The sequence below is a fragment of the Cupriavidus sp. CuC1 genome (assembly GCF_044627735.1).
Taxonomy (GTDB): Bacteria; Pseudomonadota; Gammaproteobacteria; order Burkholderiales; family Burkholderiaceae; genus Cupriavidus; species Cupriavidus ulmosensis.
In genome coordinates this window covers 1-26,811 of the sequence record NZ_JBIUHC010000137.1, presented here as the reverse complement: position 1 = coordinate 26,811, position 26,811 = coordinate 1, and the positions used below count along the sequence as shown (strand labels likewise).

At 65.2% G+C, this 26,811-nt stretch carries 19 protein-coding genes and 1 pseudogene; 17 read left to right on the top strand and 3 right to left on the bottom strand.

The window, feature by feature from the left end; genetic code table 11:
- The 6 genes from hrpA to ACGLHR_RS39195 all read left to right on the top strand — a co-directional run.
- Positions 1-4,038 (top strand): ATP-dependent RNA helicase HrpA (hrpA, locus tag ACGLHR_RS39220; RefSeq protein ID WP_400100918.1); only part of this gene is annotated, 4,038 nt, incomplete at its 5' end.
- A 197-nt stretch (positions 4,039-4,235) separates the two neighbouring features.
- Positions 4,236-5,162, top strand: coding sequence for a cytochrome D1 domain-containing protein (locus tag ACGLHR_RS39215; RefSeq protein WP_400100920.1), 927 nt, complete (start codon positions 4,236-4,238; stop codon positions 5,160-5,162).
- Positions 5,163-5,268: 106 nt separating this feature from the next.
- Positions 5,269-6,138, top strand: a complete 870-nt coding sequence (locus ACGLHR_RS39210; RefSeq protein ID WP_400100916.1) for a polysaccharide deacetylase family protein — start codon at positions 5,269-5,271, stop codon at positions 6,136-6,138.
- The gene (locus ACGLHR_RS39205; RefSeq protein ID WP_400100914.1) at positions 6,138-7,112 is read left to right on the top strand and encodes a sterol desaturase family protein; all 975 of its coding nucleotides are present in this window, start codon (positions 6,138-6,140) and stop codon (positions 7,110-7,112) included. The genes ACGLHR_RS39210 and ACGLHR_RS39205 overlap by 1 nt, the downstream gene beginning before the upstream one ends.
- A 124-nt stretch (positions 7,113-7,236) precedes the next feature.
- Positions 7,237-8,121, top strand: a complete 885-nt coding sequence (locus ACGLHR_RS39200) for an EI24 domain-containing protein (RefSeq protein ID WP_400100912.1) — start codon at positions 7,237-7,239, stop codon at positions 8,119-8,121.
- Between the two features lie 12 nt (positions 8,122-8,133).
- On the top strand, positions 8,134-8,967 hold the full coding sequence (locus ACGLHR_RS39195; protein WP_400100911.1) for a competence/damage-inducible protein A: 834 nt from the start codon (positions 8,134-8,136) through the stop codon (positions 8,965-8,967).
- An 85-nt stretch (positions 8,968-9,052) separates the two neighbouring features.
- On the opposite strand, the gene ACGLHR_RS39190 is transcribed toward ACGLHR_RS39195, so the two are convergent.
- Positions 9,053-9,517 carry a rhodanese-like domain-containing protein gene (locus tag ACGLHR_RS39190; RefSeq protein ID WP_400100910.1) on the bottom strand — a complete coding sequence of 155 codons (465 nt, stop codon included), beginning with the start codon at positions 9,515-9,517 and terminating at the stop codon, positions 9,053-9,055.
- 575 nt (positions 9,518-10,092) lie between these two features.
- Here ACGLHR_RS39190 and ACGLHR_RS39185 point away from each other — a divergent pair.
- The 4 genes from ACGLHR_RS39185 (at position 10,093) to ntrC (ending at position 15,021) form a co-directional block, all read left to right on the top strand.
- A complete protein-coding gene (locus tag ACGLHR_RS39185) occupies positions 10,093-11,508 on the top strand; it encodes a 3-hydroxylaminophenol mutase (protein ID WP_035867014.1) in 1,416 nt (471 codons plus the stop codon).
- 193 nt (positions 11,509-11,701) lie between these two features.
- Entirely contained in the window at positions 11,702-12,205 is a 504-nt protein-coding gene (locus tag ACGLHR_RS39180) for a DUF4124 domain-containing protein (RefSeq protein WP_400100908.1), read from the top strand.
- A 4-nt stretch (positions 12,206-12,209) separates the two neighbouring features.
- Entirely contained in the window at positions 12,210-13,361 is a 1,152-nt protein-coding gene (glnL, locus tag ACGLHR_RS39175) for a nitrogen regulation protein NR(II) (RefSeq protein WP_400100907.1), read from the top strand.
- 115 nt (positions 13,362-13,476) lie between these two features.
- Complete coding sequence (ntrC, locus tag ACGLHR_RS39170) at positions 13,477-15,021, top strand: nitrogen regulation protein NR(I) (RefSeq protein ID WP_400100905.1); 1,545 nt, start codon at positions 13,477-13,479, stop codon at positions 15,019-15,021.
- An 86-nt stretch (positions 15,022-15,107) separates the two neighbouring features.
- Here ntrC and ACGLHR_RS39165 read toward each other — a convergent pair whose 3' ends face one another.
- Complete coding sequence (locus ACGLHR_RS39165) at positions 15,108-15,899, bottom strand: HAD-IIB family hydrolase (protein WP_400100903.1); 792 nt, start codon at positions 15,897-15,899, stop codon at positions 15,108-15,110.
- Between the two features lie 179 nt (positions 15,900-16,078).
- On the opposite strand from ACGLHR_RS39165, the gene ugpB reads away from it, so the two are divergent.
- The 5 genes from ugpB (at position 16,079) to ugpQ (ending at position 21,175) form a co-directional block, all read left to right on the top strand.
- Positions 16,079-17,395, top strand: coding sequence for a sn-glycerol-3-phosphate ABC transporter substrate-binding protein UgpB (gene ugpB / locus ACGLHR_RS39160; protein WP_267603585.1), 1,317 nt, complete (start codon positions 16,079-16,081; stop codon positions 17,393-17,395).
- 125 nt (positions 17,396-17,520) lie between these two features.
- On the top strand, positions 17,521-18,402 hold the full coding sequence (ugpA, locus tag ACGLHR_RS39155) for a sn-glycerol-3-phosphate ABC transporter permease UgpA (RefSeq protein WP_400100901.1): 882 nt from the start codon (positions 17,521-17,523) through the stop codon (positions 18,400-18,402).
- Between the two features lie 12 nt (positions 18,403-18,414).
- A complete protein-coding gene (ugpE, locus tag ACGLHR_RS39150) occupies positions 18,415-19,263 on the top strand; it encodes a sn-glycerol-3-phosphate ABC transporter permease UgpE (protein WP_400100899.1) in 849 nt (282 codons plus the stop codon).
- Positions 19,264-19,323: 60 nt separating this feature from the next.
- Positions 19,324-20,427 (top strand): sn-glycerol-3-phosphate import ATP-binding protein UgpC, encoded by a 1,104-nt coding sequence (locus ACGLHR_RS39145; protein WP_267603583.1) that lies wholly within the window; start codon positions 19,324-19,326, stop codon positions 20,425-20,427.
- Between the two features lies 1 nt (position 20,428).
- Positions 20,429-21,175 (top strand): glycerophosphodiester phosphodiesterase, encoded by a 747-nt coding sequence (gene ugpQ / locus ACGLHR_RS39140; protein ID WP_318231072.1) that lies wholly within the window; start codon positions 20,429-20,431, stop codon positions 21,173-21,175.
- 87 nt (positions 21,176-21,262) lie between these two features.
- Here the strand turns inward: ugpQ and ACGLHR_RS39135 are convergent, their stop codons facing one another.
- Entirely contained in the window at positions 21,263-22,924 is a 1,662-nt protein-coding gene (locus tag ACGLHR_RS39135; protein ID WP_400100897.1) for a SulP family inorganic anion transporter, read from the bottom strand.
- 422 nt (positions 22,925-23,346) lie between these two features.
- Here ACGLHR_RS39135 and ACGLHR_RS39130 point away from each other — a divergent pair, with 422 nt between their 5' ends.
- Positions 23,347-26,202, top strand: a complete 2,856-nt coding sequence (locus tag ACGLHR_RS39130; protein ID WP_400100895.1) for a 2-oxoglutarate dehydrogenase E1 component — start codon at positions 23,347-23,349, stop codon at positions 26,200-26,202.
- 97 nt (positions 26,203-26,299) lie between these two features.
- A pseudogene (locus ACGLHR_RS39125) lies at positions 26,300-26,626 on the top strand (biotin/lipoyl-containing protein); the annotation flags it as partial.
- Between the last annotated feature and the right edge of the window lie 185 nt (positions 26,627-26,811).

The following is a 26,811-nucleotide window of genomic DNA, read 5'->3' as shown; positions in this document are numbered from 1 at the left end:
GACCGCCAGGATCAACGCCCGCCAGGACGGCAGGACGGGCGCCGCCCGCCTCAGGGGGCAAGCGGTGCAGCAGGTCGCTCCGGCCCGCCGGCCGAACGCCAGCCCGGTCAGCCGGGCCAGGCCCGGCAGGCCAGGCCGCAGCCGGCGGATGGCACGCCCCGGCCGCCGCGCCCGGAGCACCTGGATCGGACCGAACGCACCGAACGCCCGCCCCGCGAGGCGAGGCGCCCAGTGCGCCAGGCCAACCCGCTCCCGCCCATCACCTTCCCCGAGGCGCTGCCGGTATCCGGCCGCCGCGAGGAGATCGCGCAGGCGCTGCTGAACAATCAGGTGGTGATCGTCTCCGGCGAGACCGGTTCCGGCAAAACCACCCAGCTGCCCAAGATCTGCCTGTCGATCGGGCGCGGCCCGGGCGCGGACGGCAGCGGCGGCCTGATCGGCCACACGCAGCCGCGCCGGATTGCCGCCACCTCCACGGCCAAGCGCATCGCGCAGGAGATCGGCACGCCGCTCGGCGAGCACGTGGGCTACCAGGTGCGTTTCAACGACACCATGTCGGCGGGCGCGTCGGTCAAGCTGATGACCGACGGCATCTTGCTGGCCGAGACGCAGAACGATCCGCTGCTGCGCGCCTACGACACCATCATCATCGACGAGGCGCACGAACGCAGCCTCAATATCGATTTCCTGATCGGCTACCTGAAGGAGATCCTGCCCAAGCGGCCGGACCTAAAGCTGGTCATCACGTCGGCCACCATCGACGCCAACCGCTTCGCCGAGCACTTTGCGCAGGGCGGCAAGCCCGCGCCGGTGATCGAGGTCAGCGGGCGCCTGTATCCGGTGGAGATCCGTTACCGGCCGATCGAGAAGGACAAGCCGGCGCCGGGCGAGGGCGCGCCCAAGTCCGCGCAATCGAAGGATCGCGACCTGTTCGACGGCATCGTCGAGGCCGTGGACGAGTTGTGCCGGCTCGGCCTAGGCGATGTGCTGGTGTTCCTGCCCGGCGAGCGCGAGATCCGCGAGGCCGCCGAGGCGCTGCGCAAGCACCATCCGCCGCATACCGAGATCCTGCCGCTGTTCGCGCGCTTGTCGGTGCAGGAGCAGGAACGCGTGTTCCGGCCGTCCAACGCGCGGCGCATCGTGCTGGCCACCAACGTGGCCGAAACCTCGCTGACCGTGCCCGGCATCCGCTATGTGGTGGATACCGGGATGGCGCGGGTCAAGCGCTATTCCTACCGCAACAAGGTCGAGCAACTGCAGATCGAGGCGATCTCGCAGGCCGCCGCCAACCAGCGCGCAGGGCGTTGCGGCCGGGTGGCCGACGGCGTGTGCATCCGGCTGTACGAGGAAGCCGATTTCATCGGCCGCGCGCGCTTTACCGATCCGGAGATCCTGCGTTCATCGCTGGCTGCGGTGATCTTGCGCATGAAGGCGCTCAAGCTGACCGCGATCGAGGAGTTCCCCTTTATCGAGCCGCCGCTGGGCCGCGCCATTGCCGACGGCTACCAGTTGCTGCAGGAGCTGGGCGCGGTGGAAAGCGTGGGCGACGACGCCAACGCGCTGACCCAGGTCGGCCGCCAGCTGGCCCGCCTGCCGCTGGACCCGCGCGTGGCCCGCATGACGCTCGCCGCACGCGAGCACCATTGCCTGCGCGAGGTGCTGATCATCGCCAGCGCGTTGTCGGTGCAGGATCCGCGCGACCGTCCGCAGGAGGCGCAGGAAGCCGCCGACCAGGCCCACCGCAAGTTCATGGACGAGCGCTCCGAGTTCCTGGGCTGGGTCAAGATGTGGAAGTGGTTCGAGGACGCGGTGGCCCACAAGAAGACCAACCGCCAGCTGCAGGACCAGTGCCGCGCCAGTTTCCTCTCGCATGTGCGCCTGCGCGAATGGCGCGACGTGCATTCGCAGCTGCTGACCACCGTGACCGAGCAGGGCTGGAAGCTCAACGAGAGCGAGCCCACCTATGAGCAGGTGCACAAGGCGCTGCTCACGGGTTTGCTCGGCAACGTAGGTTGCAAGATTGAAGACGCCGACGGCCGCGGGCGCGAGTACCTGGGCGCGCGCGGCATCAAGTTCCACCTGTGGCCCGGCTCGCTGATCGCGCGCAAGGTCGGCCGCTGGATCATCGGCGCCGAACTGATCGAGACCAGCCGGCTGTTCGCGCGCACGCTGGCCAAGATCGAGCCCGAGTGGCTGGAGCAGGTTGGCCGCCATCTGCTGCGCGTTAGCTGGAGCGATCCGCACTGGGAGAAGAAGTCCGGCCAGGTGATGGCGATGGAGCGCGCCACGCTGTATGGGCTGGTGGTCTACCAGCACCGGCGCGTGCACTACGGGCCGATGAACCCGGCGCAGGCGCGCGAGCTGTTTATCCGCCGTGGGCTGGTGGAGGGCGAGTTCGATACCAAGCTGCCCTTCTTCGCCCACAACCAGCGCCTGACGCGCGAGATCGAAAACCTGGAGCACAAGGCGCGCCGCCAGGACGTGCTGGTCGACGATGAGCTGATCTTCGCGTTCTACGATCGCCTGGTCCCCGCCGAGATTCACCAGCAGACTACCTTCGAGCAGTGGTACCAGGCCGCGAGCGCGCGCGACCGCAAGCTGCTCTACCTGAACCGCGAAGAGCTGATGCGGCACGAAGCGGCCGGCATCACCACCGACCTGTTTCCCAAGCTGATGCCGGTGGCGGGCGTGGATATGTCGCTGACGTACCACTTCGAGCCCGGCAGCCATCGCGATGGCGTGACGCTGACGGTGCCGCTGTACGCGCTCAACCAGGTGCGCCCGGAGCGAGCCGACTGGCTGGTGCCCGGCATGGTCAAGGAGAAGGTGCACCTGCTGCTCAAGTCGCTGCCACAGAAGCTGCGGCGCCATTGCGTGCCGCTGCCGGACTACGCGGCGGGCTTCGTCGATCGCAATGCCTTTGGCGAGGGCGAGTTGCTGGATGTGCTGATCGCCGACATCCGCGAGCAGACCGGCACCATGGTCAAGCGCGCCGACTTCAAGCTGGAAACCTTGCCCGCCCACCACGCCATGAACTTCAAGGTGGTGGACGAGCATGGCCGGCAACTGGACATGGGCCGCAACCTGGCGCAGTTGCGCGCCGAATTTGGCGGGCAGGCGCAGCAGTCGTTCCAGAGCATCGCCGCGCGCGACGTGCCGGCGGCCGAGGCGGGGCAATACGAAAACCTGACCAGCTGGTCCTTCGGCGAACTGCCTGAGCTGCTGGAGGTCCGTAAGGGCAACCAGACGCTGTACGGCTATCCGGCGCTGGTCGACCACGCCACGCATTGCGACGTGGAGGTGTTCGACGATCCGCAGGAAGCCGCGCGCATCCATCAAGGCGGGCTGCGCCGCCTGTTTGCGTTGCAGTTGCGCGAGCAGGTGAAGTTCCTGGAGAAGAACATTCCAGGCATGCAGCAGATGGCGATGCAGTACATGACGCTGGGCACGCAGGAGATGTTGCGCGACCAGATCGTGATGCTGGCGCTGGAGCGAGCCTGCCTGCAGGCGCCGCTGCCGCGCAACGAGGCTGAGTTTGCCGCCCGCAAGGAGGAAGGGCGCTCGCGCCTGAGCTTGCTGGCGCAGGAGATCGCCCGGCTGGTGGGAGCGGTGCTCGCCGAGTATGCGACGCTGCCGCGCAAGCTGATCCAGGCCAAGCCGTTCGCCGCGGCGCACGCCGATATGCAGGCGCAGCTGACGCAGCTGATGGGCAAGCATTTCGTGGCCAATACGCCTTACCTGCAGCTGGTGCATTTCCCGCGCTACCTGAAGGGCATCGCCATGCGCATCGACAAGATCAAGGGCGATCCGGCGCGCGACACCCAGCGGCTGCAGGAAATCACGCCACTGCTGCAGCAATGGCAGCGCGCGCAAACGCAGTTGCGGCAGCAGGGCCGGGGCGTGGAAGACGCGCGCCTGGACGAGTTCCGCTGGATGCTGGAGGAGCTTCGGGTGGCGCTGTTCGCGCAGGAGTTGCGCACGCCGGTGCCGATGTCGGTCAAGCGGCTGCAGAAGGTGTGGGAGGCGATGCAGCGCTGAGGTCAGGGTTGCCCGGCTTTCGCGCGAGCGCTAGCCCGCGCGGAGATTGTGACCAAATGTTAGTTTGTTGCGCTACGTCATCGGATCGCAGTCCGGAAACGTTAGAATGCTCGATTAAGTCATTGTTTAACGGTCTTATGCTTGCATTGCGTCGTGTAGTTTCCGGGTTTGCCGCCATCGGCACCCTGGCCTTGGGGATGGTAGCGGCGCCGGCGTTGGCGGAAGTGGTGGTGGTGCTCAATTCGGGTGATGCTACCGTCACCTTGATCGATAGGGACACCCAGAAGGTGCTGGAGACGTTCCCGGTCGGGAAGGAGCCGCACCACCTGATCGCCACCCCCGACGACAAATCGCTGATCGTCGCCAATGCGGTCGGCAATGACCTCGTGTTCCTCGACCCGGTTACCGGCAAGGTCCAGCAGCGCGTGCCCAATATCGACGATCCCTACCAGATCGGCTTCTCGCCTGACCAGAAGTGGTTCCTGACCACGGGCAACCGCCTTGATCGCGTTGACGTGTATCGCTGGGACGGCAAGGCGCTCAAGATCGCCAAGCAACTGCCGCTGGCCAAGACGCCGAGCCATATCGCCTTTACCGCCGACAGCCGCGTTGCCTTCGTCACGCTGCAGGATTCCAACGAGGTGGTCGCCATCGACCTGCCCACGCAGACCGTGATGTGGCGCATGAATGCCGGCTCGGCGCCGGCGGGCGTGTGGGTTACGCCGGACCAGAAATACCTGCTGGTGGGCATGACCGGCGCCGACTACGTGGCCGTGATCGACTGGCACACCCGCACCGTGGTCAAGCAGATCCAGACCGGCAAGGGCGCGCACAATTTCCGCGCGGTGGGCGACAAGCGCCACCTGTTCCTGTCCAACCGGGTCTCCGGCACCATCAGCATCGTCGATCAGCAGACCCTGACCAAGGTCGGCGACATCACCGGCCTGCCGGCCGGCCCGGACGACATGGAGCTGACCGCCGACGGCAAGACCTTGTGGGTGAGCTTCCGCTGGGCGCGTGCGGTGGGCCTGATCGACGTGGCCAGCCGCAAGCTGGTCAAGACCATCCGTGTGGGCCGCTCGCCGCACGGCATTTATTTCCGTACCCGCGCACCGCTTTATTGAGCGGGGGCGCCCGGCCGCGCGGCCGGGAACACTGTGGCGGGCGCGGCATCGAACTAGTAGGGCCGCCGCCACTCCAATGCAGTCACAGGAAATCAGGACAGGCATCATGAGCAAGCATTCGCAGTCCCGGTTGCCCCGCGCTTTGGTCCGCGCGGTGGCTGCCGGGCTTGCAGCCACCGGACTGGCGCTAGCCGCCGGGCCGGCCAGTTCGGCGGGCCCGTTGCCCGCCGCCGCGCCCCAGGCCTGCCGCGCCGGCACGCTCTACCTGACCTTCGATACCGGCAGCATGAGCCAGGCGGCGCTGATCGCCGACACGCTGCGCCGGCACCATATCAAGGCGACGTTCTTCCTCGCCAACGAACCCACCATCAACAAGGACAGCTCGCTCGATCCAGGCTGGGCTGCGTACTGGAAGACGCTGGCTGCCGACGGCCATGTCTTTGGCAGCCATACGTTCGACCACGTCTACCTGCGCGGCGTGCGCGACGGCAAGGTCACCATGCGGCCGCAGTTCGGCGCGCATGCGGGCCAGGACGTAGTCATGGACCAGCAAAGCTTTTGCAGCGAGCTGAGCCGCAGCGCGCAGGCACTGAAGAGCCACAGCGGCGCAACCATGTCTCCGCTGTGGCGGGCGCCGGGAGGCCATACCGCGCCGCAGACGCTGCAATGGGCCGAGCAGTGCGGATTCAAGCACGTGGCCTGGGCGCCGGCCGGCTTCCTGGGCGACGAGCTATCCTCCGAGCGGTTCTCGAACAAGGCGCTGCTGGAGCGCGCATTGCGCGACCTGCGCGATGGCGACATCGCCATGGCCCACCTCGGCATCTGGTCGCGCAAGGATCCCTGGGCGCCCGGCGTGCTGGAGCCGCTGATCAGCGGCCTGGAGCACAAGGGCTTCTGCTTTGCCACGTTGCGCGAGCATCCTGCCTATCGTGACTGGCTGCGCAGCCAGTCAGCCACCGTAGCCGGGAGCCGCTGATGCTCGACCTGCTCAACGGCTGGATCGGCCAGATCGAAGCCACGCTGTTCCAGGACGTGATCCTGCCTGTGGTCTACCAGCTTGGCCTGGGCGGCTATGCCGAGGACGCCTTCACGGGTACCGAATGGCTGCTGGTCGGGCTGGTGCAGATCGTGGTGATGGTACTGATCCTCGGGCCGCTGGAAAAGCTGCGCCCGGTCGAGGCCGTGACCGACCGCGCCGCCATTCGCACCGACATCCTCTACACCGTCGTGCATCGCCTCGGCCTGTTCCGGCTTGCCATGTTCTTCCTGCTCGGTCCGCTGATGGATGGGCTGGAAGGGCATCTGCGCCTGCTCGGCTGGCAGCGGGTCAATGTGGAAGACTGGTGGCCGGCTGTGACGTCGATCCCGCTGGTCAGCTTCTTTATCTACCTGTTGCTGTTCGACCTGCTCGATTACTGGTACCACCGCCTCTCGCATACCTACCGCTGGTGGTGGAGCCTGCATTCGCTGCATCACAGCCAGCGCCAGATGACGCTGTGGAGCGACAACCGCAACCACCTGCTCGATGACATGCTGCGCGACGTGGTGTTCGCGGTGGCGGCGCTGGCGGTGGGCGTGGAGCCTTCCCAGTACGTGCTGCTGGTGGCGCTGTCGCAGTTGCTGCAGAGCCTGCAGCATGCCAACCTGCGCCTGCACTTCGGCGCCTTGGGCGAGCGGCTGCTGGTCTCGCCGCGCTTTCACCGCACGCACCATGCGGTGGGGCTCGGGCACGAGGCGATCGGCCGGCCGGCCAAGCTGGGCGGGTGCAACTACGGCGTGATCTTCCCCTGGTGGGACATGCTGTTTCGCACCGCCGTGTTCACCGACGTCTATTCCCCCACCGGCGTGCGCGACCAGATGCCGCCGCCGGCAGGCAAGGGGCGCGATTATGGCGCCGGCTTCCTGTCCCAGCAGTGGTACGGGATCAAGCGCTTGCTGCGGCTCGGCTGAGGCGGCCCTGCTGCCGGTCGCCGGCGCCAGGCCTGTCATCGCTCCCTCGAATGCATCCCCCGCCACGGCGGGTGACGTGTGCTAGTCTATCCGTCCCCGCTTTCGTGGAAGCCAAACTTACTGCATGAACGACATTTTTCGCGCACTAGGCCGTGCCCTGATCAGCCAGTTGCATCCGCGCATGCTGATGCTTACCGTCCTTCCTTTCCTGCTCGCTACCGGGCTGTGGGGTGGCTTGCTGCTGTGGGGATGGGAGCCGATCATGGCGGCGGCGCGCGGCGTGCTCGAAACGTCGGTGCTGACCAGCTGGATCTATGGCGCGCTCGACTGGTTCGGCCTGCAGTCCCTGCGCACGGTGGTGGCGCCGCTGTTCGTGATCGCGCTGATGATCCCGCTGGTGATCGCCTCCATGCTGGTGTTCATCAGCTTGTTCTCGGTGCCGGCCGCGGTGCGGCACCTGGAGCGCAGCTATCCGGACCTGGTCAAGGCCAAGGGTGGCAGCATGGTGGGCAGCGTGTTCCAGGCGCTGGGCAGCACCATGGTGTTCCTGCTGCTGGCGCTGGTGACGTTGCCTCTGTGGCTGATCCCGCCTTTCTTTGCCTTGATCCCGCCCTTGCTGTGGGGCTGGCTGACCTATCGCGTGATGACCTACGACGCGCTGGCGCAGCATGCCACGCCGGAGGAGCGCAAGACGCTGATGAAGCGCCATCGCATGGCCTTGCTCTCCATCGGGGTGGCGGTGGGCCTGCTGGGATCGGCGCCGACGCTGATCTGGGTGGCTTCGGCGGCGCTGATTTTCCTGTTCCCGTTCGTGCTAGCCGGCACGCTGTGGCTGTACGTGCTGATCTTTATTTTCTCGGCGCTGTGGTTCGGCCATTTCTGCCTGCGCGCGCTGGAGCAATTGCGCGCCGAACGCGCTGCCGCGGCTGCCGCGGCAGCCGCGGCGGCGCCGGTGGTGGACGTTATCGATCTGGCGCCGTCCGACGTGCGGCGCATTGAACAATCCTGAAGCGAGGGCATCATGGGTTTCGGCCTGATCGTCATTGGTGACGAGATTCTGTCGGGGCGGCGCGAAGACAAGCATATGCGCCGTGCCATCGAGCTGCTGGCGGCGCGCGGGCTGGCGCTGGACTGGGCGGAGTACGTGGGCGATGAGCGCGCGCGCATCACCGCCACGCTGCGCCGCACGTTCGCGGGCAACGATGTGGTGTTCTGCACCGGCGGCATCGGCGCCACGCCCGATGACCACACCCGGCAGTGCGCCGCGGCCGCGCTCGGCGTGCCGCTGGAGCTGCATCCGGATGCCCGCGAACAGATCGCCTTGCGGATCGCGGAGACCGCGGCGGGCGATCCGGCCAAGGCCGACCTGAACCTGCCGGAAAACCAGCATCGCTTCAAGATGGGCGAATTCCCCGCCGGGGCGCGCATCATCCCGAACAGCTACAACCGCATACCGGGCTTTTCCGTGGCCGACCATCATTTCATGCCGGGCTTCCCGGTCATGGCATGGCCCATGATGGAGTGGGTGCTGGATACCTACTATCCCGACCTGTTTCATCAGGCGGTGCAGGTGGAACGGTCGTTCCTGGTGTTCGAGGCGCCGGAATCCACGCTGACGCCGTTGATGGAGCGGGTCGAGGCCGTCTTCGAAGGCATCCGCGTGTTCAGCCTGCCGTCGGTGGGTGACGCCAAGCGCGGCGAGCTCTATGCGCGTCGCCACATCGACCTGGGCGTGAAGGGCCTGGCCGACCAGGTCGAGCCGGCCTATGCCATGCTGCGCGAAGGCGTGCAGGCGATGGGCTTCGAGCTGGTGGAGGTTGCGGCGCGGCGCCCGGGAGATCCGGCAGGGGACTGAGCCGGGGGAGCGGGCCCGATGTGGCCGGCGCAATGAAAAACGGGACAGCATGGCTGTCCCGTTTTGATTTTCACGTTCCCGAGGTTCAGGCGCCGTGCCAGGGCAGGCCGCGGAAGCACCAGCCTTCCACCGTCTTGCGGTGGTGCTGCTCATCGCGAGCGCCTTCGAAGCCTTCCAGCACGTCCATTGCGAACTGATAGCCGGCTTCCGTGGCAACGCGGGCAGCATGCTTGGAGCGCGCCGCACTGCGGCACAGGAACAGCACGGGCACATCGGCGGGTACGCGCGCCTTGAGCTGCGCGATAAAAGCGGCATTTTGCGCGCCGCCCGGATAGCTGCTCCATTCCACATGCGCCGATTGCGCTTCCGGCAGGTCCGGCCCGCCGATCCAGTCGAGTTCGGCCTGCGTGCGCACGTCCACCATCACGGCGGCCGGGTCGCCCAGCAGCAGGGCAAAGGCTTCCTGCGGGGAGAGGGCGCCGAAGTACGGCAGTTGGTTTTGCTGCTGGCGCTCGCGCGCCGCTTGGAGTAGATCGTCTCGGGTGGTCATCTGGGTGACAAAATCGGTGGGTGAAATGGCATCTGGCAGAGCCTGCCAGAGATATTCTAGCGCGCCGGGCGTGCTCGCCGGCGCGTTTGGCAGCGAGCGGCAGGCAGCGAACGGCATCGGATGCGCCGGCCTGGCCGCGCCGCGGGCATGCTGAGAGCAAAATCCTGCACCGCAAGCAGGCAATGCCGCTCGGTCCTCGCCAAAATGTTCTAATCTGGTGCGTGAGCACAAAAATAGTGCAACAGGACGCGCTTATGCACGATGTTGGTGATTTTCCCGGTGAGCGGGGAGGGCAGCCGGCGTCCCCGGAATGAGGCGCAAGCCGAACGGATTTATGCGTATGCCATATGCGGCACCCGAAACGCGCCTGGCCCCCCGTATCGCACCGCATGGCTGCACTTTTTTCGGGAACGCAGGGGTAACAAGGGGGTTGCCTTGGCATGCTTTCTGCTAACATTCCTCGTCCCTTTCGTGGCCGATCTTTGTGTTGTCGCAAATGCCTTTGAGGCGTTGCACCGCAGAGATCGACGCAAGAATGGCTTTTCTAGATTCAGCCGAATTTCCAGGAGATAGGCATGGCCCACAGCGTTGCAGATGTGATGAAGCTTGTGAAGGAAAACGACGTCAAGTTCGTCGATTTCCGTTTCACCGATACCAAAGGCAAAGAGCAGCACGTGTCGGTACCCGTGTCGCACTTCGATGAAGACAAGTTTGAAAGCGGCCACGCTTTCGACGGCTCGTCGATCGCCGGCTGGAAGGGTATCGAGGCTTCGGACATGCTGCTGATGCCGGATCCGAATACCGCTAACGTCGATCCGTTTTACGAAGAACCGACCCTGATCCTGACCTGCGACGTGGTTGAGCCGTCGGATGGCAAGGGCTACGACCGCGACCCGCGTTCCATCGCCAAGCGCGCCGAGGCTTACCTGAAGAGCACCGGCCTGGGCGACACCGCCTTCTTTGGCCCGGAACCCGAGTTCTTCATCTTCGACGGTGTGACCTGGAACATTGACATGCAAGGTTGCTCCGTCAAGATCCAGTCGGAAGAAGCACCGTGGTCGTCGGGCAAGGAATTCGAGCACGGCAACAGCGGCCACCGTCCGGGCAAGAAGGGCGGCTACTTCCCCGTCGCCCCGATCGACACGTTCCAGGACATCCGTTCGGAAATGTGCCTGATCCTGGAATCGCTGGGCATCCCCGTGGAAGTCCACCACCACGAAGTGGCCGGCCAGGGCCAGAACGAAATCGGCACCAAGTTCAGCACGCTGGTGCAGCGCGCCGACTGGACGCAACTGCAAAAGTACGTGATCCAGAACGTTGCCCACACCTACGGCAAGACCGCCACCTTCATGCCGAAGCCGGTCGTTGGCGACAACGGTTCGGGCATGCACGTGCACCAGTCCGTATGGAAGGATGGCCAGAACCTGTTCGCAGGCAACGGCTACGCTGGCCTGTCGGAATTCGCCCTGTACTACATCGGCGGCATCATCAAGCATGCTCGCGCGCTGAATGCCCTGACCAACCCGGGCACGAACTCGTACAAGCGTCTGGTGCCGGGCTTCGAAGCGCCGGTCAAGCTGGCCTACTCGGCTCGCAACCGTTCGGCTTCGATCCGTATTCCGTACGTTGCCAACCCGAAGGGCCGCCGCATCGAGACCCGCTTCCCGGATCCGCTGATGAACCCGTACCTGGGCTTCTCGGCGCTGCTGATGGCTGGCCTGGATGGCGTGCAGAACAAGATCCACCCGGGCGAAGCTGCCGACAAGAACCTGTACGACCTGCCGCCGGAAGAGGATGCAAAGATCCCGACCGTGTGCTCCAGCCTCGACCAGGCCCTGGAATACCTGGACAACGACCGCGAGTTCCTGACGCGCGGCGGCGTCTTCTCCAACTCCATGATCGATGCCTACATCGAGCTGAAGATGGAAGAAGTCACCCGCTTCCGCATGACCACGCACCCGATCGAGTTCGACATGTACTACTCGCTGTAAGGCGAGGCGTTGCCAGGTTGTGACCGGGCAACAGTTGCACCAGGAAGGGGCGGCTTCGGCTGTCCCTTTTTGTTTTGATCGCTGGTTTGATCGCTAGAATGGGGCTCCTTTCCCACCATCCCTGCTGATGTCAATGGACGCGCTCGAATTCCCGCTTTCCTCACTTGGACCAATGCACCGGTTCGGTGCCACCATGCACGTATCGGCGGCCGCCTGCGCCATGCTGGCGCTTGTGCTGCTGTGCTGGAGCCGGCCGGCCCCGGCGCAGTCGGATATCTTTGTCTGCGCTGGCCCCAACGGCGTGCCTGAATACCGCAACGGCAACGGGGGCAAGGGCTGCAAGCGGCTCAGCCTGCCGGAAGTCACGACGGTGCCGGGCGGGCGCGTGAGCGCCCCGTCGGCAGGCAAGGGTGGCGCGCCCGCGGTCGCGCCCACCGCGTTTCCGCGCGTGGACAGCGCGACCCAGAAAAGCCGCGATGGCGAGCGCCGCGCCGTGCTTGAGCAGGAGCTGCAAAGCGAGGAGGCCAAGCTGGCCGCGCTGCGCGCCGAGTTCAACAACGGCCAGCCCGAGCGCCAGGGCAATGAACGTAACTACCAGAAGTACCTCGACCGCACCGCTACGCTGCGCGACGACATCGCGCGTGGCGAGGCCAATGCCGCTTCGCTGCGGCGCGAACTCTCCAATTTGAAGGACTAGCACTATGCGTCGCCTGATTCGCAGCGTCTCGCGCAAGGTAGCTTCGGCCGGGGCTGGCACGCCGGCCGAGGATGGAGCCGTGGTGCTGCCATTGGGCGATGTGTCCTACCACCAGGGGCTGGACGTGGTCGCCAACCCCGTGCTGCTGGTGCGCCAGCCCGGCCTGCGCATCGTCTACGCCAATCCCGCCGCCGAGGCCAGCTTCGCGGTGTCGCGCAAGGCCATGGTGGAGCTGTCGCTGGCGGACCTGTTCGGCGCCTCGGATGAACTCGGCAACATGATCGAGACCGTGATTTCGCGGCAGTTCGATGCGCGCCGGCAGGATGTGGTGCTGCACCCGCCCCTGCAGGAGCCGATGCACGCGCACGTGGTGATCGGTGCGCTGGATGCCACGGCCGACACGGTGCTGGTGGAGGTGCTGCCCAACGAGCAAAAGGTCCGCAGCGAGCGCGAGGAGCGCATCCTAGACCTGACCTCGGCCAACAAGGAGCTCATCCGCAATCTTGCGCATGAGATCAAGAATCCGCTGGGCGGCATCCGCGGCGCGGCGCAATTGCTTGAGTTCGAGTTGCCAGACCGTTCGCTGCGGGAGTACACCCAGGTCATCATCAAGGAGTCGGACCGCCTGCAAACGCTGGTGGACCGCCTGCTGGAGCCGCATCGCCATCCGCACATCGTGTCCGACCTCAATATCCACGAGGTGCTGGAGCGCGTGCGCTCGGTGGTGCTGGCCGAATTCCCCTCCGGGCTGGATATCGTGCGCGACTACGACGCGAGCCTGCCCGACCTGCGCGGCGACATGGAGCAGTTGATCCAGGCCGTGCTCAACATCGTCCACAACGCCGCCCAGGCACTCTCGGAGCGCGTGGCGCGGGGCGATGCGCAGATCATCCTGCGTACCCGGGTGGCCCGCCAGGTAACCATTGCGAAGCGATTATTCAAGCTGGCATTGGACTTGCATGTCATTGATAACGGTCCGGGCATCCCCGAGGATATTCGCGAACGCATCTTCTACCCGCTGGTGTCGGGCAGGGACGGCGGTAGCGGCCTCGGTCTCACACTCGCTCAAACCTTCGTGCAGCAGCACGAGGGCTTGATCGAATGCGAGAGCCGGCCTGGCTGTACCGACTTCCGTATCCTGCTGCCCCTGCATTGATCGCATCGGCGACAGCAATTGGAACTGCCCCAATGATTGCTGCCGACCGGCTTGCCGGCGGTGTGCGGCCAGGTTCACGGAAGACCAAATGACACCGAGCAGACAAGCGACGCACATGAAGCCGATCTGGATAGTCGACGACGATCAATCAATCCGCTGGGTTCTTGAGAAGGCACTCGCCCGCGAAAGCCTGCTCTCACGCAGCTTTACCAACGTGCGCGACGTACTGGCCGCGCTGGAAGACGACGAACCGCAAGTCCTGATCTCCGATATCCGCATGCCGGGTGGCTCGGGCCTGGACCTGCTGCAAGCGCTCAAGGCGCGCCACCCGGGGCTACCTGTCATCGTGATGACGGCGTACTCCGACCTGGATAGCGCGGTAGCGGCCTTCCAGGGCGGCGCCTTCGAGTACCTGGCCAAGCCGTTCGACGTGGATAAGGCGGTCGAGCTGATCCGCCGTGCGCTGCAGGAAAGCCTGCGCGAGGAGGAGCTCGAAGACCGCCTGGTCGACGCGCCCGAAATCCTCGGCCAGGCGCCGGCCATGCAGGACGTGTTCCGCGCCATCGGCCGCCTGTCGCAATCGAACGTGACGGTGCTGATCACCGGCGAGTCCGGTACCGGCAAGGAGCTGGTGGCACAGGCGCTGCACAAGCACAGCCCGCGCGCCAACGGGCCCTTTATCGCCCTCAATACCGCGGCTATTCCGAAGGACTTGCTGGAGTCGGAGCTGTTCGGCCATGAGCGCGGCGCCTTTACCGGCGCGCAGACCATGCGCCGCGGCCGCTTCGAGCAGGCCGAGGGCGGCACGCTGTTCCTTGACGAAATCGGCGACATGCCGTTCGACCTGCAAACGCGCTTGCTGCGCGTGCTGTCGGATGGCAACTTCTACCGCGTGGGCGGCCACAATCCGCTGCGCGCCAATGTGCGCGTGATTGCCGCCACCCACCAGAACCTGGAAACGCGCGTCAAGGAAGGGCTGTTCCGCGAGGACTTGTTCCACCGCCTTAACGTGATCCGCCTGCGCCTGCCGCCGCTGCGCGAACGGCCGGAAGACATCACGCTGCTGGCGCGTCATTTCCTGCAGAAGAGTGCCAAGGAACTGGGCGTGGAACCCAAGCGCATGTCGGACGAGGCCCTGGCCTATGTCAGCACGTTGCCGTTCCCCGGCAACGTGCGCCAGCTGGAGAACCTGTGCAACTGGCTGACCGTGATGGCGCCCGCGCAGACCATCGAGGTCAAGGACATGCCGGTTGAGATGATCGGCACCGGCACGCCGCAGGGCGGCGGTGCCGGTGCGGCGCGCCAGGCGGAGTTCCGGGCAGAGGGCAGGGCGGACGATGCCGACGGCCATGACGCTGTCGACTACGGCGCCGCGCCTTCCACCCTGGGCGGGGAGCCGGACACCGCGCTGGCTTACGCCGGCCGCTCGGCCGCGGCCAGCGCGCTGGCCGGCTGGGAACACCTGCTGGCGGGGGAAGCCCGCGCCATGCTGGAGTCCGGCCAGCCGGAAGTCATGGACGCGCTTACGCGGCGTTTCGAGAAGGCGGTGCTGGAGGCTGCGCTGGGCGTCACCCGCGGGCGCCGCGTCGAGGCAGCCACGCGCCTGGGCATCGGCCGCAATACCATCACCCGCAAGCTGCAGGAGCTGGGCTTCGATTGAATCGGGTCATTGCCGTAGTTGCGGCGCACAAAAAAACAGCCGGGCAAGCCCGGCTGTTTTTTTATTGACGGCGTGCCTGTGGCCGGTCAGCCGCGCGCGGCCAGCAGCAGCTCAGCCATTTCCGCAAAGCCCTCGCCGCAGGCCGCCTCGGTGATATAGGCCGGCTTGGCGGGCAACTGCGGCAGGATGTCGCGGATATTGGCCACGCCGACCGACAGCGGGAAATGGGCAAACATGCTGGCGTCGTTCGCCGAGTCGCCGATGAACAACCATTCCTCCCGCTCGGCATCCAGGTCCGCGCCCAGCAACTCCGCAGCGCACAAACGGCTCATGCTGAGCTTGTCGTGATCCCCGAACCAGCCGTTGACGTGGATGGACGAGACCGTGGCGGTCATGCCGGCTTCCCGCATCAGCCCGGCAATGCGCTCGACCGCGGCGGGCGGCAGGGGCACGACGTCCTCAGCGTGGTCGATGGCGAGGTCGGCGGCGTGCCAGGCCTGGTCCGAGGCCAGCGCGCAGCCCGGTACCTCTTGCAAGATGTGCTCGCCAAGGGCGTGGATGCGCGCCAGGTTGTCGGCCCGGGTGGCGGCATCGTCCAGGTAACGGGTCACCAGCTTGCCCGCGCGCAGGTGGGAGTAGAAGGCACCGTTCTCGCCGATGATGGCGTCCACCGGCCATAACCGCGTCAGGATCTCGGCCCAGGCGATGCAGCGGCCCGTGACCGGGATCACGTGCAGGCCGGCTGCCTTGAGGCGGTCAAGCGCCAGATAGGTGGCCGCCGCCAGCCTGCCGTCGGTGGTAATGGTGCCGTCGATATCGGTCAGCACGCCGCGAATCCGGCGCAGCGCCGGGGCGGGAAGGGTTTGTATGGCTTGCATAGCGCGAGATCTTACCCTGTCAAGCTGACGATAAATCGTTGTCATATTATTGTAATTTAGTGGAAAGGCCCGGTTTTCCAATCCAACAAGGCGGGGTAACATCCGCCTGTCACAAAAACTGCATACAGTCGGACGATTTTTATCCTCCCATGCCGCGACAAAGAACAGGAGAGTTTCTCATGACCGTTAAACGTACCGCCTTGACCCTCGCCGCCTTCGCCATGCTGGTCGGCGCAGGATCGGCCAATGCCGCCGTCGAGATCCAGTGGTGGCATTCGATGGAAGGTGCGCTCAACGATAAGGTGAACGCGATCGCCACGCAGTTCAACAGCAGCCAGTCCGACTACAAGATCGTACCGATCTACAAAGGCCAGTATGACGAGTCGCTGGCGGCGGGCATCGCGGCCTACCGTTCGGGCAACGCGCCGGCGATCCTGCAGGTATTCGAGGTGGGCACGGCTACCATGATGAGCGCCAAGGGCGCCATCAAGCCGGTGGCGGCGGTCATGAAGGACGCCGGCGAGAAGTTCGACGCCAAGATGTACATCCCGGCGGTGGCTGGATACTACACGTCGAACAAGGGCGAAATGCTGTCGTTCCCGTTCAACAGCTCGACCACGGTGATGTACTACAACAAGGATGCTTTCAAGAAAGCGGGGCTCGATCCGAACAAGCCACCCGTGACCTGGCAGGAGGTGGCTACCGACTCCGCCAAGCTCAAGGCTGCCGGTGTCTCCTGTGGCTACACCACTGACTGGCAGTCGTGGGTGCAGCTGGAAAGCTTCTCGGCCTGGCACAACGTCCTGTTCGCCACCGAGAACAATGGCTTTGGTGGCACGGGCGCGCGCCTGGTGTTCAATTCGCCGCTGCACGTCAAGCATATCGCCAACCTGCTCGACATGCAGCAGAAGGGCTACTTCGTCTACGGCGGCCGCAAGGACGAGCCGAAGGCGAAGTTCATCGCCGGCCAGTGCGCGATGCTGACCGGGTCTTCGGCAGCGTTGGCGAATATCCGCAAGAACGCCAAGTTCGATTTCACCGTGGCGCAGCTGCCCTACGAGCAAGGCGTGCCGGGCGCCCCGCAGAACACCATCATCGGCGGCGCTTCGCTGTGGGTGATGGGCGGCAAGAAGGCCGAGGAATACAAGGGCGTGGCGAAGTTCTTCACCTACCTGTCGCGCCCCGAGGTGCAGGCCGACTGGCACCAGTCGACCGGCTACCTGCCAGTGACCATGGCGGCCTACGAGCTGACCAAGAAGTCCGGCTTCTATGACAAGAACCCCGGTGCCGACGTGGCGGTCAAGCAGATGATCGTCAAGACCACCGACAAGTCGCGAGGCATCCGCCTGGGCAATTTCCCGCAGATCCGTACCGTGATCGACGAGGAGCTCGAAGCGGTGTGGACTGGCAAGAAGCAGCCTAAGGAGGCGCTGGATTCGGCGGTGGCGCGCGGCAATGAATTGCTCGAGCGCTTCCAGAAGACGGTCCGCGAGTGAGCCCCGCAAGTTCTTGCGTGTGAGGAAGGCGGAGGCTGTGCCTCCGTTTTTGGTTTGTGCGGGCGCCTGGCCCGCGCTGGCTATGATTGATGACGCGCCGCTCGTAGCGGTGGCTTGGATGCGTGATGGAAAAACGGGTCGTATTCCGATCTTCATGGTTGCCCTATCTGCTGGTGCTGCCGCAGATGGCGGTGACGCTGATCTTCTTTTTCTGGCCGGCCGGGCAGGCTCTGTACCAGTCTGTGTTGCGGCAGGATGCCTTCGGCATCGATCTCCAGTTCGTTGGCCTGGAGAACTTCCACGATCTGTTCAACGATGCGCAGTACCTGAATGCGTTCCGCGTGACGGCGGTGTTCGCCGTCGGGGTGACGCTGGTCGGGCTTTCGATCTCGCTGCTGCTGGCCTATTTCGCCGATCGCATGGTGCGCGGCGCGAGTGGCTACAAGATGCTGCTGATCTGGCCGTACGCGGTGGCTCCTGCCGTGGCCGGCGTGCTATGGATGTTCCTGTTCAACCCGACGCTGGGCGTGGTGTCCTATGCGCTGCATGCGTTCGGGGTGGACTGGAACTTCCTGCTCAATAGCAACCAGGCGATGTTGCTCGTGGTGTTGATCGCTGCGTGGAAGCAGATCAGCTACAACTTCCTGTTCTTCCTGGCCGGCCTGCAGAGCATTCCGAAGTCGCTGATCGAGGCCGCCGCCATCGATGGCGCAGGGCCATGGCGGCGGTTCTGGTCGATCATCTTCCCGTTGCTGTCGCCGACCACTTTCTTCCTGATGGTGATCAACGTGGTGTACGCCTTCTTCGATACCTTTGCCATTATCGACGCGGTGACCCACGGCGGCCCCGTCAATGCCACCAATACGCTGGTCTACAAGGTCTACCAGGATGGCTTCCGCGGGCTCGACATCGGCGGCTCGGCTGCGCAGTCGGTTGTGCTGATGGGGATCGTGATCGTTCTCACGGTGGTGCAGTTCCGCTACGTGGAACGCAAGGTGCAGTATTGAAGGATAGGCAACATGGTAGAACGACGACCCTTTCTTGATTTTCTCTCGCACCTGATGCTGGTGCTGGGCGTGGCGGTGGTGGCTTTCCCCGTCTATGTGACGTTTGTCGCCTCGACGCTGACCGCCGACGAGGTGCTGCAGGCGCCGATGACGCTGCTGCCGGGCAGCCATTTCCTGGAGAACTATCGCACGGTGCTGGCGCAGGGGGTGGGCAATGCCGCCTCGCCGGTGTCCACGATGATGCTGAACAGCCTGATCATGGCGCTCGGCATTGCGCTGGGCAAGATCACGATCTCCATCCTCTCGGCCTTCGCGGTGGTGTACTTCAAGTTCCCGCTGCGCAAGACCTTCTTCTGGATGATCTTCATCACGCTGATGCTGCCGGTGGAAGTGCGGATCCTGCCAACCTACAAGGTGGTGTCGGACCTCGGCATGCTGGATAGCTACTTCGGCCTGACCATCCCGATCATTGCTTCGGCTACGGCAACTTTTCTGTTCCGCCAGTTTTTCCTGACCATCCCGGACGAGCTGGCCGAGGCCGCGCGCATCGACGGCGCCGGGCCGCTGCGCTTCTTCAGGGACGTGGTGCTGCCGCTGTCCAAGACCAGCATCGCGGCATTGTTCGTGATCCAGTTCATCTACGGCTGGAACCAGTACCTTTGGCCGCTCCTGATCACCACGCAGAAGTCGATGACGCCGGTTGTGGTGGGCGTGACGCAGATGATCTCCCGCTCCGGGGACGCAGCGACCGACTGGAACCTGGTGATGGCCACGGTGATGCTGGCCATGGTCCCGCCCGCGATCGTGGTGGTGCTGATGCAGAAGTGGTTCGTCAAGGGCCTGGTCGAAACCGAAAAATAAGCGGGCATGGCGGGGCGCGACGATGCGCCCGCCACGCTTGCCCAGCGAGAAAGAATAGCAATGGCAAAACTGTCGCTTCGCAACGTACAGAAGACCTACGCCGGCAACGTCAAGGTTGTGCACGGCATCGATATGGAAATCAACGACGGCGAGTTCGTCGTCATCGTGGGCCCGTCGGGCTGCGGCAAATCCACGCTGCTGCGCATGGTGGCCGGGCTCGAGGCCATCAGCGGCGGCGAGGTACATATTGGCGAGAAGATCGTCAACAACCTCGAACCCGCCGAGCGTGACATCGCCATGGTGTTCCAGAACTACGCGCTCTATCCACATATGAGCGTGTACGACAATATGGCCTACGGGTTGAAGATTCGCGGCATGGCCAAGAGCGAGATCGAGCAGCGTGTGCGGCATGCCGCCGGCATACTCGAACTGGCGCCGCTGCTGGAGCGCAAGCCGCGCGCGTTGTCGGGCGGGCAGCGCCAGCGCGTGGCCATGGGCCGCGCGATCGTGCGCGAGCCTGCCGTGTTCCTGTTCGACGAGCCGCTGTCCAACCTGGACGCCAAGCTGCGCGTACAGATGCGCCTGGAGTTGAAGGAGCTGCATCGCCGCCTGCGCACCACCAGCATGTACGTGACCCACGACCAGGTCGAGGCCATGACGCTGGCGGACCGCATGATGGTGCTCAACGGCGGGCGCGTGGAGCAGATCGGCACGCCGCTGGAAGTCTATGCGCGTCCGGCCAGTACCTTCGTGGCCAGCTTTATCGGCTCGCCGCCGATGAACCTGGTCCCGGTCGCGCGGACCAATGGCGGGCAGGGCGAAGCGCAGATGCGCGTGGAGCAGAAGGAGGGCGCGCAAGGGCAAGCCGCCACCCTCGGCCACCTGCCGATGGGCCTGCATTTGCCCGAGCGGGCGCTGCTTGGCCTGCGTCCCGAGCATATCGAGCCGTGCGCGGCGCACGAAGCCATCGCCGAGATCGACGTGCGGCTGGTCGAGGCGCTCGGTGCCGATTCCTTCGCCTACGGCACGCTGGGCGGGCAGCCGGTCGTGGTGCGGCTGGACAGCAATATGCCAGTGCGCGGCGGCGACCGTCTGCCGATCACCGCATCGGCCGAGCACCTGCATTTCTTCGACACCGATTCCGGCAAACGCATCGAGGCCTGACATGACCCAGGCCGCCTGGCCTTATCCGCGCCATATCGCCCATCGGGGCGCAGGCAAGCTGGCACCCGAGAACACGCTGGCAGCATTCCGCCATGGCGCGTCGTTCGGCTATCGCATGTTCGAATTCGACGTGAAGCTGTCGGGCGACGGGCGGCCGGTGCTGCTGCATGACGCCACGCTCGACCGCACCACCAGCGGCCAGGGCCGCGCCGACGCGCTGACCCTGGGCGAGATCGCCATGCTGGACGCGGGCAGCTGGCATAGCCCGGCCTATGCCGGCGAGCCGGTGCCCACGCTGGCGGCCATTGCCCGCTACACGCGCGCCAACGGCTTCATGGTGAATATCGAGATCAAGCCGGTGCCGGGTGCGGAATGGCGTACCGGCGCCGCGGTGGCGCTCGACGCGCAGGCATTGTGGGCCGGCTGCGACGTGCCGCCGCTGCTGTCGTCGTTCTCGGAGGAATCGCTGGAGGCGGCCCGCAAGGCTGCGCCGGGCCTGCCGCGGGCGCTGCTGCTGGACAAGCTGCCGGCCGACTGGCTGGAGCGGCTGCGCCGGCTGGACTGCGTGGCACTCGATGCCAATCATCGCGAGCTCAGCGCGGAGATCATCCAGGCCGCGCATGCCGCCGGCTTCAAGGTGGCCTGCTATACCGTCAACGATCCTGCACGGGCAGCGCAGTTGCTCGGCTGGGGGCTGGATGCGCTGATCACGGATGCGGTCGACCTGATCGCGCCGCGCCAGGATTAATCAGGCCATTACGCCCGGCAGGCCCGGCGTTGCGTGTTCAAGCGGGTTCAAGCGGGTGCAAGTGGGTGCAAGTGGGTTCAAGCGGTTTCATGCCGGTTGTGCCAGCGCGTCACGCACCGCGTCGTCCACGCTCCAGCCGCGCCACATTTCCTCTGGCAGGGCGGGGTTGCGCGCATGCGTCAGTAGGTCGCGCACCTCGTCCTTGACCCGGGCGAGCCGCAGCGGCATGCCGTGGGCCTTCGCGAACACCGCCAGTTCGCCCAAGGCTTCAAGGACGGTGCCGTCGAGGTCGGACGATTCTTCCAGGCTTAGCACCAGGCCGTACCGGGGGTGCTCGCGCGCCAGCGCCTGGCGCACGGTGCCCAGCACGCTGTCGATATTGCCGAAGAACAACGGCTCTTCCGGGCGCGCGATCAGTAGTCCCTCGGGCGCGGTGGCCTCGGGATGGCGCGCCGTGTCGACGAAGTCGTGACTATCGGCCCAGCGCCCCAGCCAGCTCACCTGCGGGCGGGACAGGCGCTGCAGCAGCATCGCCAGGCTGACCCCAATCGCCAGCAGCAGCCCATGCAGCACGCCAAGCAACAGCACGCCGGCAAAGGCGGTCACCGCCACCACGCGGTCGCGCCGCCAGTCGAAATAAGGCTTGAGGCTGCCCGGGTTGAGGCTGTGTCCAACCGCGCGGATCACGATAGCTGCGAGCACCGGCTCAGGCGTGTGCGAGATCCAGGGGAGCAGGGTGCACACTGCGGCGAATACCACGGCGCCGGCAATCAGCCCGGCGCGGCGGCTTTGCGCGCCGGCCGATTCGTTGGCCGACGTAGCGGAAAAGCCCGCGCCTACCGGCATGCCCTGGAACAGGCCCGAGGCGAGGTTGGCCAGTCCTAGTGCCGCCAGGTCCCGGTTGGGCGAGACGATATCGCCGTGGCGCATGGCGAAGGTGCGGATCGAGCCGTAGCTTTCGGCGTACAGGATCAGCGCCAGCGCGGCGGCCAGTCCGCCCATCCGCATCCAGTCGGCCGATGCCAGGCTCGGCACGCGCGGCGCCGAGAACTGCAAGGCGATATTGCCGACGGCCGCCACGCCATGTGCCTGGGTCCAGCCGCTGAGGTCAAGCGCGATGCCGGCGGCGATGACCAGCAGCGCGCCCGGCATGGCGCGCCAGCGCGCGAACAGATGCAGCAGCGTCAGCGCCACCAGTGCCACCGCCGCGCCTGCCAGGTTCCATTGGCGCCAGCCGGCGAGCAGTTCCCACGCCAGGCGCAGGAAGTCGCCATGCGCCGGATGCATGTCCAGGACCTTCGGGCATTGCTTGAGCACGATAGTCAGCGCGAGCCCCAGTGCAAAGCCGCGTAGCACGGGCTTGGCGATCAGGTTGGAGATCGCCCCCAGGCGCAACGCCGCGGCCAGCAGGAACAGCCCTCCCGCGAGGAGCATGACCGCCGCGCCGAGGGCGGCGCGCACGCCGGCATCGCCGTCGCTGACAGCCGTGGTGGCCGCCAGCAGCACCGCGGCGGACGACGAGGTGGCCGAAACGATGGCAAAGCGGCTGCTGCCAAGCAGGCCGTAGACCAGCAGGCCCGCGAACAGCGCGATCACGCCGGCTTGCGGCGGCAGCCCGGCAATGCCGGAATAGGCCACGGCCTCGGGCAGCAACAGCCCGGCGATGGCAAGCCCGGCCACCAGGTCGGCCCGCCATGTGACGGGAGCGGCTCCTGGTGCCGTGGCGTCGGCGGTGGGGACGGGCATCATTGGCGGGGCCGGGCGCTGGCCCGCGGGGGGTATGGCAAGAGGTGCACCGATCGCTCCTTTGGTTTCCGGCTCCATGCTATCGGACCGGCTGGCTTCATCATCCTCGTCGGCAAGGGGCTTGGCCGCTTCGCAACACTGCGAATGGGCCCGCGCGGCTTACGGCAAAATTCCCTCGGCTCAAGCGGCAAACGTGCTATTCTTATGCGAGTGAAGACTTAGGTCCTTCCACGCACAACTGACCCTTTCAGGGCGACTGAACAGATCGGCACCCGTTGCGGTGCCGTTTGCATAATGATGCATTTAATGTGTTTCAGTTGTTGTCCAGAAAGAGTTGTTTGCAATCCGCTAACCGGTCAAGCCGTGTCGCGGAAGGTTGATGAACCCGCTTTATTCCGGCATTCCCGGATAATAGTGAGCGCCCCATGATGCAGCAGTATCAGAGCAATTCGTACCTCTTCGGCGGCAATGCCCCCTATGTAGAAGAGCTGTACGAGGCCTACCTCGAAAATCCCTCCTCGGTTCCCGATAACTGGCGCGCGTACTTCGACGCGATGCAGAACGTGCCGGCTGTCGATGGCTCGAACGCCCGCGATATCGCCCACGCTCCCATCGTCGCCTCGTTCGCAGAGCGTGCCAAGGCGGGCCCGATCAAGACCATTGTTGCCTCGGCCGACTCCGATATGGGGCGCAAGCGCGTCGCTGCCACGCAGCTGATCGCCGCTTACCGCAACATCGGTTCGCACTGGGCAGACCTGGATCCGCTCAAGCGCCAGGAACGTCCGCCGCTGCCGGACCTCGACCCCGCGTTCTACGGCTTCTCCGAAAGCGATCTCGATATCGTCTTCAACGCCAGCAATACGTATTTCGGCAAGGAATCGATGAGCCTGCGCGAGCTGCTCAACAACCTGCGCGAAACCTACTGCAGCAGCATCGGCGCCGAGTTCATGTACATCAGCGACCAGGCGCAAAAGCGCTGGTGGCAAGAGCGCCTGGAAACCACGCGTTCCAAGCCGGTGTTCACTCTAGAGAAGAAGAAGCACGTCCTCGACCGCCTGACCGCGGCTGAAGGCCTGGAGCGCTTCCTCCACACCAAGTACGTTGGCCAGAAGCGCTTCTCGCTGGAAGGCGGCGAGAGCTTCATCGCTGCCATGGACGAGCTGATCCAGCACAGCGGCAGCAAGGGCGTGCAGGAAATCGTGATCGGCATGGCCCACCGCGGCCGCCTGAACGTGCTGGTCAATACGCTGGGCAAGATGCCGGCGGACCTGTTCGCCGAGTTCGAAGGCAAGCACGTCGATGACCTGCCGGCCGGCGACGTGAAGTACCACAAGGGCTTCTCCAGCGACGTCTCCACCGAAGGCGGCCCGGTCCACCTGTCGCTCGCCTTCAACCCGTCCCACCTGGAAATCGTCAACCCGGTCGTCGAAGGCTCGGTCAAGGCCCGCCAGGAACGCCGCGGCGAGCCCGCGGGCCATGCGGAAGTGCTGCCCGTGCAAGTGCACGGCGACGCGGCATTCGCAGGCCAGGGCGTGGTGATGGAAACGCTGAACCTGGCACAGACCCGCGGCTACGGCACGGGCGGCACGATGCACATCGTGATCAACAACCAGATCGGCTTCACCACTTCGGACCCGCGCGACTCGCGCTCCACGCTGTATTGCACCGACGTCGTCAAGATGATCGAGGCACCGGTGCTGCACGTCAACGGCGACGATCCCGAAGCCGTGGTGTTCGCCATGCAGCTGGCCGTGGACTTCCGCATGGAGTTCAAGAAGGATGTCGTGGTCGACATCATCTGCTTCCGCAAGCTGGGCCACAACGAGCAGGACACGCCGGCCGTTACCCAGCCGCTGATGTACAAGAAGATCGCCCAGCACCCGGGCACGCGCAAGCTGTACGTTGACAAGCTGGTCGCGCAGAACCTGGTGCCGGCCGACTTCGGCGACCAGCTGGTCAAGGAGTACCGTGCCGCGATGGACGCGGGCAAGCACACGGTCGACCCCGTCCTGTCGAACTTCAAGAACAAGTTCGCCGTGGACTGGATGCCGTTCCTGAACCGCAAGTGGACCGACGCCGCCGACACCGCCGTGCCGGTGACCGAGCTCAAGCGCCTGGCCGAACGCATCACCACCATCCCCGAACACCTCAAGCTGCACCCGCTGGTCGAGAAGGTGGTGAAGGATCGCGCCAACATGGGCCGCGGCGACCAGCCGCTGGACTGGGGCATGGGCGAGCATCTGGCCTTCGCCTCGCTGGTGGCTTCGGGCTACCCGGTGCGCATCACCGGCCAGGACGCCGGGCGTGGCACCTTTACCCACCGCCACTCGGTGCTGCACGACCAGAACCGCGAGCGCTGGGATGCAGGCAGCTACGTGCCCCTGCAGAACGTGTCCGAGAACCAGGCACCGTTCACGGTGATCGACTCGGTGCTGTCGGAAGAGGCCGTGCTCGGCTTCGAATACGGCTTCTCCACCGCTGAGCCGAACGCGCTCGTGATCTGGGAAGCCCAGTTCGGCGACTTCGTCAACGGCGCCCAGGTGGTGATCGACCAGTTCATCTCCTCCGGCGAAGTGAAGTGGGGCCGCGCCTCGGGCCTGACCCTGATGCTGCCGCACGGCTATGAAGGCCAGGGTCCGGAACACAGCTCGGCGCGCATCGAGCGCTTCCTGCAGCTGTGCGCGGACCACAACATGCAAGTCTGCCAGCCGACCACCCCGGCCCAGATCTTCCACCTGCTGCGTCGCCAGATGATCCGTCTGTTCCGCAAGCCGCTGGTGATCATGACGCCGAAGTCGCTGCTGCGTAACAAGGACGCGGTCTCGCCGCTGTCCGACCTGGCCAAGGGTCACTTTGAGACGGTCATCCCCGATCACGAAGAACTGAACGCCAGCAAGGTCAAGCGCGTGATCATGTGCTCGGGCAAGGTCTACTACGACCTGGTCAACACCCGCAAGGAACGCGGCGCTGCCGACACGGCCGTCATCCGCATGGAACAGCTGTATCCGTTCCCGCACAAGGCAGTGGCAGCCGAGCTGAAGAAGTACCCGAACGCCAACGAAATCGTGTGGTGCCAGGACGAGCCGCAGAACCAGGGTGCCTGGTTCTTCGTCCAGCACTTCATCATGGAGAACATGGCGGAAGGCCAGAAGCTCGGTTACGCGGGTCGTCCCGCCTCGGCATCGCCGGCTGTGGGCTACTACGCCAAGCACAACGAGCAACAAAAGGCGCTGCTGGATGCGGCGTTCTCCAAGCTCAAGGGCTTTGTCCTGACCAAATGATCGTGGCCAGCATGGCGGCGCGCGCGAAGAGCGCGCACCGCCATGCTTTTTGCCGCTGCCTGAAGCACATACGAATACATCGAGGAAATACCTAACCATGGCTATTGTTGACGTCAAGGTTCCGCAACTCTCTGAATCGGTTGCCGAAGCAACCATGCTGAACTGGAAGAAGAAGCCGGGCGAAGCTGTTGCCCAAGACGAAATCCTGATTGAAATCGAGACCGACAAAGTCGTGCTCGAAGTGCCGGCCCCGTCGGCTGGCGTGCTGTCGCAGATCATCCGCAACGACGGCGACACCGTGGTTGCCGACGAAGTGATCGCCAAGATCGACACCGAAGCCACCGCTGGCGCCGTCGCTCCTGCCGCCGCCGCACCGGCGCCTGCCGCTGCCGCCGCTCCGGCCGCCGCCGCCGCCGCCTCTGCTTTCCCTCGTTTTCACTGCCTTTCTTTCCACTTTTCGCTTTCTCTGTGTCTCTCCAACTCTCTATTTTCCTCCCTAACTCCCACAATACCCTATCCCCACCATTCAGTTCAGGCCCCCAAGTCCCGTGGTTTTACTGGTAGCTTCGGAACTGAGGGATGATGGACAGATCTCCCGCCATTCAGACA

Excerpts from the sequence above, each read along its gene's own strand:
- ugpB (WP_267603585.1), top strand. The coding sequence starts at position 16,079 with ATGACCGTTAAACGTACCGCCTTGACCCTCGCCGCCTTCGCCATGCTG.
- ugpA (WP_400100901.1), top strand. The coding sequence starts at position 17,521 with ATGGAAAAACGGGTCGTATTCCGATCTTCATGGTTGCCCTATCTGCTG.
- ACGLHR_RS39185 (WP_035867014.1), top strand. The coding sequence starts at position 10,093 with ATGGCCCACAGCGTTGCAGATGTGATGAAGCTTGTGAAGGAAAACGAC.
- ACGLHR_RS39165 (WP_400100903.1), bottom strand. The coding sequence starts at position 15,899 with ATGCAAGCCATACAAACCCTTCCCGCCCCGGCGCTGCGCCGGATTCGC.
- ACGLHR_RS39135 (WP_400100897.1), bottom strand. The coding sequence starts at position 22,924 with ATGATGCCCGTCCCCACCGCCGACGCCACGGCACCAGGAGCCGCTCCC.
- ACGLHR_RS39190 (WP_400100910.1), bottom strand. The coding sequence starts at position 9,517 with ATGACCACCCGAGACGATCTACTCCAAGCGGCGCGCGAGCGCCAGCAG.
- ugpQ (WP_318231072.1), top strand. The coding sequence starts at position 20,429 with ATGACCCAGGCCGCCTGGCCTTATCCGCGCCATATCGCCCATCGGGGC.
- ugpE (WP_400100899.1), top strand. The coding sequence starts at position 18,415 with ATGGTAGAACGACGACCCTTTCTTGATTTTCTCTCGCACCTGATGCTG.
- ACGLHR_RS39145 (WP_267603583.1), top strand. The coding sequence starts at position 19,324 with ATGGCAAAACTGTCGCTTCGCAACGTACAGAAGACCTACGCCGGCAAC.
- ACGLHR_RS39200 (WP_400100912.1), top strand. The coding sequence starts at position 7,237 with ATGAACGACATTTTTCGCGCACTAGGCCGTGCCCTGATCAGCCAGTTG.
- glnL (WP_400100907.1), top strand. The coding sequence starts at position 12,210 with ATGCGTCGCCTGATTCGCAGCGTCTCGCGCAAGGTAGCTTCGGCCGGG.
- ACGLHR_RS39215 (WP_400100920.1), top strand. The coding sequence starts at position 4,236 with ATGGTAGCGGCGCCGGCGTTGGCGGAAGTGGTGGTGGTGCTCAATTCG.
- ACGLHR_RS39195 (WP_400100911.1), top strand. The coding sequence starts at position 8,134 with ATGGGTTTCGGCCTGATCGTCATTGGTGACGAGATTCTGTCGGGGCGG.
- ntrC (WP_400100905.1), top strand. The coding sequence starts at position 13,477 with ATGAAGCCGATCTGGATAGTCGACGACGATCAATCAATCCGCTGGGTT.
- ACGLHR_RS39180 (WP_400100908.1), top strand. The coding sequence starts at position 11,702 with ATGCACGTATCGGCGGCCGCCTGCGCCATGCTGGCGCTTGTGCTGCTG.
- ACGLHR_RS39130 (WP_400100895.1), top strand. The coding sequence starts at position 23,347 with ATGATGCAGCAGTATCAGAGCAATTCGTACCTCTTCGGCGGCAATGCC.
- ACGLHR_RS39205 (WP_400100914.1), top strand. The coding sequence starts at position 6,138 with ATGCTCGACCTGCTCAACGGCTGGATCGGCCAGATCGAAGCCACGCTG.
- ACGLHR_RS39210 (WP_400100916.1), top strand. The coding sequence starts at position 5,269 with ATGAGCAAGCATTCGCAGTCCCGGTTGCCCCGCGCTTTGGTCCGCGCG.